The organism is [Anoxybacillus] calidus (genome assembly GCF_013760845.1).
GTDB lineage: Bacteria > Bacillota > Bacilli > Bacillales > Anoxybacillaceae > Paranoxybacillus > Paranoxybacillus calidus.
On the sequence record NZ_JACDUU010000008.1, the window covers coordinates 1 to 11,691 of the forward strand.

Here is an 11,691-nt window from a genome sequence, read left to right on the forward strand (position 1 = left end):
GAAATTGAACAACCTTTCTCCGGTGGAATATCGGAGAAAGGTTGCATAGACTTTCTTTTATTCTGTCTACTTGACAGGGGTAAGACCATTATGGGGTAGCCCCTTTCTGCAGTTATAAAAGTTGTTTAATCATTGTGACATGTGGAATTCCTGCATCCATGAAAATGTCGGATACGGTTTTATAGCCTAATTTTTCGTAAAAGTGCTCCGCATGTGTTTGCGCATTTAGCTTTGTCTTAGCAATCCCATTTTCTCTCGCGAATTGTTCGATGCTTTCCATGATTAAACGCCCAGCTCCGCGATTACGATAATCGGGAAGCACGCAAATTCGCTCGATTTTGCCAATGCCATCAATCGTGCGAAATCTCCCGGCTCCAACGGCTCTTTCTCCATCATACAGAACGAAATGGGTCGCTTCATTTTCAAATTCATCAATTTCCTCATCTTCTGGAACGTGCTGTTCTTCGACGAATACGGCTCTTCTGACAGAAACAGCATCATTCCACAGATTTTCACTGTTTCCAAAAACAACTTTCATCTACTCTTGTTCCTTTCCAACGTGAAATGTTTCATATACGGTCCATGAGCCGTTTTCCAATTGATAGAGTAAATGGAATCGGTCAACTGTTTCTTCGAAATAGACGTCTTGCATTTTCAATTGTCCATATATATCAGCATGCTCTGCATCTGAGAGTGATTGTCCAATTGTAATATGTGGCACGAAAGCGTATTCAGGTTTGTCTGTGAAAATTCCACTGTAGAATTGCTTATGCAGTTTTTGTAGTGTTTCATTCGGTTCCACTTTTAAGTAGATGACGTTGTTAACAGGATAGAACGAGCTGAATTTTGTAATTTTTAATGGAATTAGCTCTGTATCCTCAGCAATTTTCCAAAGTTCTTTAACGATTGTTTGAATTTCTTCATCACTTGCTTCAAACGTACTTTTCAATGTTAAATGAGGCGGAATAAGCGAATAATGGCTGTCATAGCGCTTTCTGTACGAGTTCGCAAAATCTTGGATTTTTTTTGATGGGAACAAGGCAATGCCATACTTCATAAAAATTCCCTCCTTTTTTCTTATGGTATTGCTTAATTATAACAAAATTACGAAAATTATTGTAGTTTCATTAAATGACGAGAATGTTCTCAAGCGCTTTTGGCAAATCAGGCTGCCAATATGTCCAAGTATGGTCACCGTTGAATTCTTCATATTTGTAAGTAAATCCTTTTTGCTTAAATAACTGATGTGCTTGGCGGTTTGGTGTGACAAAGTCTCGAACTTTTCCATCCGTTGTTTTAACCGCAGTTTCTTCTGTACCGATTGAATGGTAAAGCTGCAACAGATGCGGATGTGCAAAATGTTTCACTTTTTCCATAATTGTTTCGTTCATGTATGGCGACTGCATAGCAATTTTTCCGAACGTATGCGGGTAAGTGAGTCCGGCTAATAATGAAACAGTGCCGCCAAGAGAGTCGCCGATTAACGCGCGCCCCAATCCCATTTGATAAGTAGGAAATTCTTTATCTAAATACGGAACAAGCTCATTGGCTAAAAACCGTAAATAAGCTGCATGTTTTTTGCCGCTTGGATGATATTTTTCGTAACGATCGTTCACATCTTTATACGGAATGCCGACAATGATCGTCCGGTCAATTTTTTTGCGTCCCAATAAATCTTCTACTGCCCGCGTTATTTTTCCGAGCATAAAGTAATCTTTACCATCTTGAGCAATGAGAAGCGAATATTTATGAAGAGGAGAATACGTGCTTGGTAAATAAATTAGCAAGGTTACTTCTTCATTTAACTCCTGACTGTAAATGGTTTGTTCTAAAGTGGTTCCTTTTTGTTCTGTCATTATTTAATCCTCCATCGCAATTTTCGAATTCATCTGTTATTTTAGCATATTTATGTTAAAACATGTCGTCTATATAAATGTAACTTGATATTTCACCTTTTGAGATTTTGAGCAAAGAATCACGGATGTTTTTCGACTGTCGAAGAATCTGTGGCCAACCCCTTGTCTACCAGAAGTCAAATATTCAAGTTAAACTTATATAGTGCTATAATTGAGAAAGAATCAAGATTTTACACTAATGAAATAGGCTTTTTCTCTAGAGAGGAGGATGCCAATGAAAAAAAGACGAGTAAAAAGCAAAGAAGTGACAGAAGCCGCTTTGCGTTTGCTGGCAGAGCGCGGTGTTACTATTCGAGCAATTGCTGAAATTGTCTATGAGATGCAAAGTCCGTATAATAAAGGATTAACAATGGATGATTGTATAGAAAGTGTTGAAAAGGTGCTGCAAAAACGGGAAGTACAACATGCCATTTTAGTGGGAATTGAACTTGACAAACTGGCTGAGAGAAAGATGCTATCCGAGCCGTTGCAAACGCTTGTAGAAATGGATGAAGGATTATTTGGTGTAGATGAGACGATTGCCTTAGGTGCCGTATTAGGTTACGGAAGCATTGCCGTCACGACATTTGGACACCTTGATAAACATAAAATTGGCATTATTAAAAATTTAGATACAAAAAGGGGACAAGGTGTGCATACATTTTTAGATGATTTAGTAGCGAGTATCGCTGCTAGTGCCGCCGGAAGATTAGCGCACCGTTTCCGTGATGAGGAAGAACGGCTAAACGAAGAAGCAGGAGTTATGCAAGAAAAGGAAGAAGCGGTATCTTAATGAAAAGAGGCTGGCCTAAAAGCAAAGTGCCAGACCCCATACACCATATATAGCACTATTGAATGAATAAAGCTATCTATTGGTGAGGTTTACATGGGGTCAAACACTTATAGGGCAGCCTCTTCTTTTTATAAAAATTAGGACAAAGGGGGATGGCGGCAAATTAATGATTCCGAAAAGCTTGGTGTTGCATCAAAATGATAAACGGAAAGCGGCCAAGGCTCTTAGCATCAGCAAATCGGCAATATACGAGAAAATAAAAAATACTGTTTGGATGATTAGATTTCTGTAATTCTGGAATTCACTCTAAAATTCCGGAATTTTTTTATGAGTATTTTTTATGTAGTAGTTTTAAATTATTTCCATATTGTTGGATTTGCTGCATATAAATAGTATCGATAGTCATTATTTACTTTCTTTTTTAAAAATTTTTGGGTGGTAATCGGGTGAAGAACAAATGATTCGTAGGGAGGTAAGTAGAGGAAGCAGCCAAAGACATTCATGACGGTGCAACTTTAACCCTATGATGTAAGAAGCAGGAAAAATAATGATTACGGAAGTGGAAGACTTGTGGAAATGGGAGATCCAGATTAAATTCATACACCAAGTATGGATGTTTAGCGCTTAGTTGTCGGAAAGCATCAAGACGTATTGAAAGATTAGTAGTTCGCTAATGCTAGGAGGGAAGGAGTAATGAAGAGCTTGTAAAAAATGTGCTAAACAAGAAAATGAAAGCGGTTTCTATATCGGTTTAGGAATCGGAATGCCGATGCCTGTAGCTAATTTCATTCAGCCGCATAAAAAGCTGTATTGCAATCAGAAAATGGATTGTTACGTATCGGACCTTATCCTACGGAGGATGAGGTCGATCCGGATTTAATCAATGCAGGAAAAGAGACAAAAGTAATAGTTGATGAAAGTCTTCTAATACAAGCGTAAATGAATCGGGGGGAACGGGAAATGTGGAGTATGATCGGTCTTATCGGGGGTCTTATATTATTGATTTATTTAACAATGAGAGGAATGAACCTGTTTGTTGCGGCACCTTTATGTGCGTTAATCGTTGCAGTCTTTAGTGGTTTGCCGCTGTTTCCACAGCTTGTTGGTGAGGGAGAAGCGAATTTAGTCGGAAACTATATGGTTGGATTTTCCGGTTTTATTCAGTCTTGGTATTTAATGTTTTTGTTAGGTGCGATTTTTGGGAAAGTCATGGAAGATAGCGGGGCAGCAGACAGTGTATCAAAATGGATTGTAGATAAGCTTGGAATGAAACATGCAGCGTTAGCTGTCGTTATTGCTTGTGCTGTATTAACATATGGCGGAGTGAGCTTATTCGTTGTTGCGTTTTCTGTTTATCCAATGGCAGTCAGCTTATTTAAACAGGCAAATTTGCCACGTCGCTTTATTCCAGGGGCCCTTGCGTTTGGTTCCGTTACATTTACGATGACGTCAGCTGGCTCTCCGGAGATTCAAAACTGGATTCCGATTGAATATTTAAAAACATCGCCATATGCTGGCTGGGAAGTGAGCTTGATTGTCGCTATTTTTATGGCTTTATTTGGTTATTGGTGGTTAAAGAGAATGATTGCAAAAGCGGTGGCAAGAGGAGAGGGATTTATTGTTAGAGAAGGAGATCCAGAGGAGAACGATAAATCACTGCCACATCCAGCCGCCGGTATGATTCCGCTCATCGTTGTGTTAATTATTTCATTTGTCTTCCACGATTCTTTAAAACAGTCCGCCTTAATCATCGCTTTACTTGGCGGCGTTATCGCTGCTTATGTGTTAAACCGCAAATACTTCAACAATTTTGGCGACGCGGTTTCTGAAGGAACATTGGGAGCGTTGATTGCTTTAGGAAATACTGCAGCAGTTGTAGGGTTCGGTGGAGTGGCAAAAGCGGTTCCAGCATTTAGCACAGTCGTTGAAGCAATTACAAATATTCCGGGCAGTCCTTTAATTGGCGGTGCCGTTGCTGTCAGTGTGATTGCAGGAATGACCGGGTCCGCATCCGGAGGTCAGGCCATTGCGTTGCCATTGATTGCACCGCATTACCTTGATATGGGAGTGAACCCGGAAGCGTTACACCGAGTTGTTGCGATTTCTTCGGGTGCGCTTGATTCACTGCCGCATAACGGTTATGTGGTAACAACAATTCGTGCAATTTGTGGTGAGACCCACCAAGATGCGTATAACGCAGTCGGTGCATTAACCGTCATTGTTCCTGCTTTAGGGACAGTGCTTGCGATTATCTTATTCTCTTTAGGTATAGGAATCTAATCATATAGGGGGAAGAGAAGAGACATGGTAAAAAATCAAGTTATGTTTATAACAGGGGCTGCGAGAGGGATAGGTTATGAAATTGCGAAAAAGTTTGCCGAAAACGGCGCAAAAGTAGTTCTTACCGATTTAAATAAAACAGCGGTCGAGGAAGCGGCAGAATCGTTTCGAAATGAAGGGCATGAAGCGGTTGGTTTGAAGTGTGATGTCACATCAGAAGTGGAAGTAAAGTCGGCGCTTAATGAAACCGTTCATCGATTTGGACGCATCGATATTTTAATTAACAATGCCGGTTTGCAATATGTGTCGACGATTGAAGACTTTCCGACGGAGAAATTTGAATTGCTCGTTCGCGTCATGTTAACAGCTCCGTTCATTGCGATTAAACACGTGTTTCCGATTATGAAAGAACAGAAATACGGTCGCATTATTAACATGGCATCGATTAACGGACTTGTTGGTTTTGCCGGCAAAGCCGCATATAACAGCGCGAAGCATGGGGTTATTGGTTTAACGAAAGTAGCAGCTCTTGAGGGAGCATCGCATGGTATTACAGTGAATGCCCTATGTCCAGGATATGTAGATACACCACTTGTTCGTAACCAATTAACTGATTTGGCAGCTACAAGAAACGTGCCGTTAGAAAAAGTATTAGAGGAAGTCATTTATCCGCTTGTGCCACAAAGACGTTTGTTATCCGTTGAAGAAATTGCAAACTATGCAATGTTTTTAGCAAGTGAACAAGCAAAAGGGATTACCGGTCAAGCGGTTGTCATCGATGGTGGTTATACGGCACAGTAATTACGCATACAATTCATATGGATAAATTAGACAAGGGGGAATGAAACATGCGTGAAGTGGTCATTACTTCTGCGGTGCGCACGCCAATTGGCACCTTTGGCGGGGCTTTCAAAGATTTATTGCCGACCGATTTAGTCGTCCCGGCATTAGAGGAAGCGGTGCGCCGCAGTCAAATTGAAAAAGAAGAAGTCAACGAAGTCATTTTAGGGCATTGTATTCAAAGAACAGATATGCCAAATACGGCGAGAACAGCTGCTCTGTTAGCCGGCTTTCCGAATACGACGACCGGTTTTACGATTCAGCGTCAATGTGCTTCTGGAATGCAGGCGATTATTTCTGCTGCCATGCAAATTCAGGTTGGACTTAGCGATGTCGTTATTGCTGGCGGTGTAGAAGCGATGAGCTCCAGCCCATACGTATTAAAACAACATCGTTGGGGAGCACGCTTACAGCATCAGCAAGTGATCGATACGGTTTGGGAAATTCTTGAAGATCCACTCCATCATATTATGATGGGAGAAACGGCAGAAAATCTTGCGGAAAAATACGAGATTACAAGAGAAGAACAAGATGAGTTGGCATTATTAAGCCATCGGCGTGCGATTCATGCAATGGAGTCCGGTTATTTTGAGTCACAAATTGTACCGATTACCGTGAAAACGAGAAAAGGAGAAACCGTTGTAACAAAAGATGAGCATCCACGAGCTGATGTGACGAAAGAAAAACTCGCTGCATTAAAGCCTGCCTTCCGCAAAAATGGAACGGTGACAGCTGGAAATTCTTCAGGAATTAATGATGGAGCAGCAGCACTTGTGTTGATGTCTGCCGATTATGCGCGAAAGAAAGGAATAACGCCGCTTGCGAAGATTGTTGGTTATTCCGTTGCGGGAGTTGATCCGGTCATCATGGGCCGCGGACCAGTTCCAGCAGTGCAAAAAGGGCTGGAAAAAGTAAAGTGGACATTAGCTGACGCTGACCTCATTGAAATTAACGAGGCGTTTGCTGCTCAATATTTAGCCGTTGAGAAAGAACTCGGATTAGATAGGGAAAAAGTGAATGTGAACGGAAGCGGCATCAGCTTAGGGCATCCAATTGGCTGCACAGGTGCACGCATCGTTGTCAGCCTCATTCATGAACTTAAGCGGCGACAATTAGAAAAAGGAATTGCTTCACTATGTGTCGGTGGGGGAATGGGAACCGCATTGTTTGTAGAAAGTTTGTAAATAACTGCAAAATTGTCTCCCATTTATTTAATAGAATACCTTTGCATTGTTGAAAAAGAAGAATAGAAATTAAGATATGATCATGAAACTGCCATGTTTGTACGATGCGTTTGCTATTTTTTTTTAATAAAAATCTTAAAAATTGCTTGAAAAATCTGTATAAATGAGTTAAATTGAAAGAAAATCTCAAAAGTGAATATATGGTAGTTCAATTCTTATCAAGAGAAGCGGAGGGAACTGGCCCAGTGAAGCTTCAGCAACCAGCCAATTTTTGGCCAGGTGCTAAATCCAGCGAATTGGTTTCAATTCGGCAGATAAGAAGAAGTACTAACGCATGCGTAAAAAGTCTTCTTCTTAGAAGACTTTTTTTATTTTACAAAAGGGGGAGAAGGAATGGAAAGAATAGAGACTATACTAGCACAGATAGGAAATCGAAGTGAGGAGGTAACCGGTACTGTCAATCCTCCTGTCTATTTTTCGACAGCTTATCGTCATGAAGGAATTGGACAATCAACAGGGTTTGATTATATTCGTACAGGCAACCCAACGCGGAAAATCGTTGAGGAAGCGATTGCAAAACTGGAAGGTGGCGATCAAGGATATGCGTTTTCATCGGGGATGGCGGCCATTCAAACGGTGATGGCTTTATTTGAAAGCGGCGATGAGTTTTTAGTTTCCGCTGACCTTTATGGTGGTACATATCGGCTTTTTGAGAAAGGATGGCGAAAATACGGGCTATCTTTTCATTATGTAGATTTTCGCGACATACAATTGATAGAGAAGCAAATTACGGAAAAAACGAAAGCCATTTTTTTAGAAACACCAACCAATCCGTTGATGCAAGAGGCGAATATAGAGGAAGTAGCCAAGTTAGCGAAACGCTACAATTTACTCCTTATCGTGGACAATACGTTTTATACCCCCGTTATTCAACAACCGCTGAGACAAGGCGCCGATATTGTTATTCATAGCGCTACAAAATATTTAGGTGGACATAATGATGTATTGGCCGGGCTTGTTGTTGCCAAAGGAAAAGAGCTTTGTGAGAAACTGGCGCAATTTCATAATGCGATTGGTGCAGTTCTTTCCCCATTTGATTCATGGTTGTTAATCCGCGGGGTGAAGACATTGTCATTACGCATGAAGCAGCACGAAGAAAACGCCCGAAAAATTAGCGAATTTCTAGCAGAACATGAGGATGTGACAGATGTGCTCTATCCTGGCCGTGGTGGAATGTTGTCTTTCCGTTTGCGAGAGGAAAAGTGGGTGAACAGCTTTTTAAAAAGCTTAAAGTTAATTACATTCGCTGAGAGTTTAGGGGGAGTTGAAAGCTTTATCACATATCCGGCAACGCAAACACATATGGACATTCCAGAAGAAATACGGATTGCTAATGGAGTATGTAATCGGTTATTGCGTTTTTCAGTCGGAATTGAGCATGTTGAGGATTTGATTGCTGATTTGGCGCAAGCTTTTCAAAAGATGAAAGAGGTGTAGCGGGGTGGAGAAAAAATTTTCGTTTCAAACGCATTTGCTGCATAACAAATGGAAAGTGGATGAACAGACGGGAGCGGTAAGCGTACCGATTCAACACGCTTCAACATTTCATCAATTTGACTTTGATACGTTCGGAAAGTACGACTACAGCCGTTCAGGAAATCCGACAAGGGAAGCATTGGAAGACACAATTGCCGAACTTGAGGGCGGTGTACGTGGCTTTGCATTCGCCTCAGGAATGGCGGCGATTTCTACCGCATTTTTACTATTATCAAAAGGCGATCACGTCTTGATTACTGAAGACGTGTATGGTGGAACATATCGGATGATTACCGAAGTGTTGAGCCGTTTCGGAATTGAATACACATTTGTTGATATGACGGACTTGCATGAGGTGGCCTGTCATATTCGGCCGAATACGAAAGTGATTTATGTGGAGACACCGTCCAATCCATTGTTAAAAATTACAGACATTCGCGGTATTGTTAAGCTTGCTAAAGCGAACGGATGTTTAACATTTTTAGATAATACGTTTATGACGCCAGCCTTGCAGCGCCCGCTTGAGTTAGGGGTAGATGTTGTTTTGCATAGCGCAACGAAGTTTTTATCAGGACATAGTGATGTTGTTGCCGGGCTGGCTGTTGTAAAAGATGAAGAATTAGCCAATCGTTTATATAAATTGCAAAATGCATTTGGCGCGGTGCTGGGCGTGCAGGATGCCTGGCTTGTGCTCCGCGGCCTAAAAACGCTCCATGTCCGTCTTCAACAATCGACGCAATCCGCTCTGAAAATTGCCAACTTTTTAGCGAAACATCCGAAAGTGGAAGAAGTATATTATCCTGGGCTTTCTTATCATCCTGGACACTCCGTTCATCGTTATCAGGCAGAGGGGCCCGGAGCTGTCTTGTCATTTCGGTTGGCTGATGAAGAAGCGGTGCGAACGTTTGTTAAGCATGCTAAAATTCCGGTGTTTGCCGTCAGTTTAGGTGCGGTTGAGTCGATTTTATCTTATCCAGCGAAAATGTCACACGCAGCGATGCCAAAAGAGGAGAGAGAGCGAAGAGGAATTACAGATGGTTTGCTTAGATTGAGTGTGGGCTTGGAAGCGGCCGATGATTTAATCAGTGACTTTGAAAGAGCATTATCTTATGTAAAAGAAAAGAGAAGAAGCAAACTTCCTTCGTAAAAACCGTTTAGAGGCTGTCCCATAAGGGGATGTTGACAAACGAAAGGGTGAATCGGAACATTCCTTAAAGAAGATGAACTTATGCAATAAGTTCATCTTCTTTATTTTACAATTGTTTTTTGTCAACAGCCCCATAAGTGTCAGAGCACCTTATATATTGTGCCGTGCGCGCTGACACTTGAGACAGCCTCTTATATAATGTCTTCTAATTTTTGTGTTTGCAGTTGTTTTTCGACGAGCTGATCAAGTTGTTTAATTTTCTTTAAAGCAAGTTGATCATCAATTTTACGGTAATGATGTTTACCACCTGGCTCTTCATCTGCCTCGTCCGCAAGTTTAATAATCTCCTGCAATGGCTTTCGTTTTAACTCGCATTCCGGAAGATACGAATCGGTATGCAAAAGAATCGCAAGCGCAATTTCTTTTGCGTTTTTTGGATGTTCCCCTAAACGAATAAGCAGTTTATGAGCACGCTCTGCTCCCTTAATCGCATGAATATCGTTTTGTTTATATTTTTCATAATCCCATTTCCCATTGGAATACCACTCATAATGACCGATGTCATGCAAAAGTGCAGCTTTCGTTGCCAAATCGACATTCACACCATGATTTAAAGCTAAACGATAAGCGTGGTATGCAGTGGCAATGGCATGAGCCACACCAGAGCGTTTTAAATATTTTTGCGCAACCGGATGAACAAATACGTCTGTTAATGTAACATACCGCATTGTCATCCCCTCCGTTTGAATATTTCTAAACATCTTAACACATGATGGAATGAGAAACAATAGGGGAAATGATTACTACATACCCAAATTTTATAACAAGTCCATGTATTTCTCTTCACTACTTATATGTTCCGTTATTTGATTCCCCGGCAAAAAGGGATTATGATCTTTGATTTCTAAATGCTTTTGGAGATGTTAGAAGGGAATCAACCCATCGAACATGTCAATGGTTGGATGGATGAACTGTAAAAAGGATACAGCGCTCAGCATCCATCCATGTTGCAGCTTTTGCCAAGCGAATCGTCTTCGTTTTCTGTTTGTTCGAGAATCACTTTTTCGATCATTTCTTTCGTATGCAAGCCGCGAAGCATGCGGTTGCCGATGATGAATGTAGGAACCGCAGTAATGTGCGCTTCTTCATACGCATGTTTCAATGCTTGTTGATGTGCCTCTTTATAGCGCCGCGTTTCAAGTGCAGCGCGAAACTCTTCTTTATTTAGCCCGATTTTTTCCGCTGCTTCGCTCAGCACGATGATATCGCTAATGTTTTTTCCTTCTTGCCAATAGGCTGAGAAGACGGCATGAACATATTCAAGCGCTTTTCCTTGTTCTTTTGCGTATTGATAACCTTCATGCGCAAAATGTGTACGCGGAATCGGATCAATATCTGGAAGTTCCATATTCACGCCAAATCGAGTGGAAAGAGGCTTAACTGATTGTTGCCACGCAGTCTGGATGTAATTGCTGTTAGGAGATAACGGCTCTAACGGCTCTGGACGAAGCTCAAATGGCATCCATTCGATTTCCACATCTTTTCCTTGGATCGCTTCCATGAGCGGCTTTTCTCCGATATAACAAAACGGGCAAACAAAATCAGAATACACGCGGATTTTTAAGCTCATTATTAAACTTCCTTTCTATTAGATTGTACGTTTATTGTAGCAAAGGAAAATTTTTTTAGCGATTGATATGTTTTTGAAAAAAAGTGGTTGACAATGTGAAGAGGGATAAATATAATTAAAAATGCATCTGATAAATAATATGACTTGTTAGCTCAGTGGGAGAGCACTTCCTTGACAGGGAAGGGGTCGGGGGTTCAAATCCCTCACAAGTCATCGCGATAAAAAACCCGAACTCAAGATGGAGAGTTCGGGTTTTTGTTTTAATAAAACCCTAGTACGAAATTTTGGAAGTGAACCCCAAAAATGTAAAATAACAGTAGAAGCCTTATAAATCAACAGTTTGTTCATGATTTTATGGAATATGAGAAAACAGATTATCATGCTAG

At 41.1% G+C, this 11,691-nt stretch carries 11 protein-coding genes, 1 tRNA gene, 1 pseudogene and 1 riboswitch; of the genes and pseudogenes, 8 read left to right on the plus strand and 5 right to left on the minus strand.

Annotated elements, in window-relative coordinates; all coding sequences use genetic code 11:
• Positions 1-112: 112 nt before the first annotated feature.
• From HNQ85_RS14335 to HNQ85_RS14345, 3 genes are all read right to left on the minus strand, one after another.
• Positions 113-538: a GNAT family N-acetyltransferase gene (locus HNQ85_RS14335; protein WP_181538413.1), complete on the minus strand. Its 426-nt coding sequence runs from the start codon at positions 536-538 to the stop codon at positions 113-115.
• Positions 539-1,057 (minus strand): YjcG family protein, encoded by a 519-nt coding sequence (locus tag HNQ85_RS14340; protein WP_181538414.1) that lies wholly within the window; start codon positions 1,055-1,057, stop codon positions 539-541.
• Positions 1,058-1,127: 70 nt separating this feature from the next.
• Entirely contained in the window at positions 1,128-1,856 is a 729-nt protein-coding gene (locus tag HNQ85_RS14345) for an alpha/beta hydrolase (RefSeq protein ID WP_181538415.1), read from the minus strand.
• Between the two features lie 274 nt (positions 1,857-2,130).
• On the opposite strand from HNQ85_RS14345, the gene HNQ85_RS14350 reads away from it, so the two are divergent.
• The 7 genes and pseudogenes from HNQ85_RS14350 to metC all read left to right on the plus strand — a co-directional run bounded on the left by HNQ85_RS14350 (position 2,131) and on the right by metC (position 9,675).
• Positions 2,131-2,688: a phosphatidylglycerophosphatase A family protein gene (locus tag HNQ85_RS14350; RefSeq protein WP_181538416.1), complete on the plus strand. Its 558-nt coding sequence runs from the start codon at positions 2,131-2,133 to the stop codon at positions 2,686-2,688.
• Between the two features lie 745 nt (positions 2,689-3,433).
• Positions 3,434-3,588 (plus strand): annotated as a pseudogene (locus HNQ85_RS17705) (CoA-transferase); the annotation flags it as partial.
• 60 nt (positions 3,589-3,648) lie between these two features.
• On the plus strand, positions 3,649-4,968 hold the full coding sequence (locus HNQ85_RS14355) for a GntP family permease (protein ID WP_181538417.1): 1,320 nt from the start codon (positions 3,649-3,651) through the stop codon (positions 4,966-4,968).
• A gap of 24 nt (positions 4,969-4,992) precedes the next feature.
• Positions 4,993-5,769, plus strand: a complete 777-nt coding sequence (locus HNQ85_RS14360) for a 3-hydroxybutyrate dehydrogenase (protein WP_181538418.1) — start codon at positions 4,993-4,995, stop codon at positions 5,767-5,769.
• 47 nt (positions 5,770-5,816) lie between these two features.
• Positions 5,817-6,992, plus strand: coding sequence for a thiolase family protein (locus HNQ85_RS14365; RefSeq protein ID WP_181538419.1), 1,176 nt, complete (start codon positions 5,817-5,819; stop codon positions 6,990-6,992).
• 212 nt (positions 6,993-7,204) lie between these two features.
• Positions 7,205-7,313, plus strand: a riboswitch (SAM riboswitch).
• Between the two features lie 72 nt (positions 7,314-7,385).
• Positions 7,386-8,489, plus strand: coding sequence for a methionine biosynthesis PLP-dependent protein (locus tag HNQ85_RS14370; protein ID WP_181538420.1), 1,104 nt, complete (start codon positions 7,386-7,388; stop codon positions 8,487-8,489).
• A 4-nt stretch (positions 8,490-8,493) separates the two neighbouring features.
• Positions 8,494-9,675: a cystathionine beta-lyase gene (metC, locus tag HNQ85_RS14375; RefSeq protein WP_181538421.1), complete on the plus strand. Its 1,182-nt coding sequence runs from the start codon at positions 8,494-8,496 to the stop codon at positions 9,673-9,675.
• 191 nt (positions 9,676-9,866) lie between these two features.
• Here the strand turns inward: metC and HNQ85_RS14380 are convergent, their stop codons facing one another.
• On the minus strand, positions 9,867-10,403 hold the full coding sequence (locus HNQ85_RS14380; RefSeq protein ID WP_181538422.1) for an HD domain-containing protein: 537 nt from the start codon (positions 10,401-10,403) through the stop codon (positions 9,867-9,869).
• A gap of 263 nt (positions 10,404-10,666) precedes the next feature.
• On the minus strand, positions 10,667-11,305 hold the full coding sequence (locus HNQ85_RS14385; protein ID WP_181538423.1) for a DsbA family oxidoreductase: 639 nt from the start codon (positions 11,303-11,305) through the stop codon (positions 10,667-10,669).
• Between the two features lie 141 nt (positions 11,306-11,446).
• Between HNQ85_RS14385 and HNQ85_RS14390 the strand changes: the two genes are divergently transcribed.
• Positions 11,447-11,518, plus strand: a tRNA-Val gene (locus tag HNQ85_RS14390).
• Positions 11,519-11,691 lie beyond the last annotated feature (173 nt).

What these genes read in the sequence shown, in the direction of transcription:
- HNQ85_RS14335 (WP_181538413.1), bottom strand. Translation starts at nt 538, where the DNA reads ATGAAAGTTGTTTTTGGAAACAGTGAAAATCTGTGGAATGATGCTGTT.
- HNQ85_RS14340 (WP_181538414.1), bottom strand. Translation starts at nt 1,057, where the DNA reads ATGAAGTATGGCATTGCCTTGTTCCCATCAAAAAAAATCCAAGATTTT.
- HNQ85_RS14345 (WP_181538415.1), bottom strand. Translation starts at nt 1,856, where the DNA reads ATGACAGAACAAAAAGGAACCACTTTAGAACAAACCATTTACAGTCAG.
- HNQ85_RS14350 (WP_181538416.1), top strand. Translation starts at nt 2,131, where the DNA reads ATGAAAAAAAGACGAGTAAAAAGCAAAGAAGTGACAGAAGCCGCTTTG.
- HNQ85_RS14355 (WP_181538417.1), top strand. Translation starts at nt 3,649, where the DNA reads ATGTGGAGTATGATCGGTCTTATCGGGGGTCTTATATTATTGATTTAT.
- HNQ85_RS14360 (WP_181538418.1), top strand. Translation starts at nt 4,993, where the DNA reads ATGGTAAAAAATCAAGTTATGTTTATAACAGGGGCTGCGAGAGGGATA.
- HNQ85_RS14365 (WP_181538419.1), top strand. Translation starts at nt 5,817, where the DNA reads ATGCGTGAAGTGGTCATTACTTCTGCGGTGCGCACGCCAATTGGCACC.
- HNQ85_RS14370 (WP_181538420.1), top strand. Translation starts at nt 7,386, where the DNA reads ATGGAAAGAATAGAGACTATACTAGCACAGATAGGAAATCGAAGTGAG.
- HNQ85_RS14380 (WP_181538422.1), bottom strand. Translation starts at nt 10,403, where the DNA reads ATGCGGTATGTTACATTAACAGACGTATTTGTTCATCCGGTTGCGCAA.
- HNQ85_RS14385 (WP_181538423.1), bottom strand. Translation starts at nt 11,305, where the DNA reads ATGAGCTTAAAAATCCGCGTGTATTCTGATTTTGTTTGCCCGTTTTGT.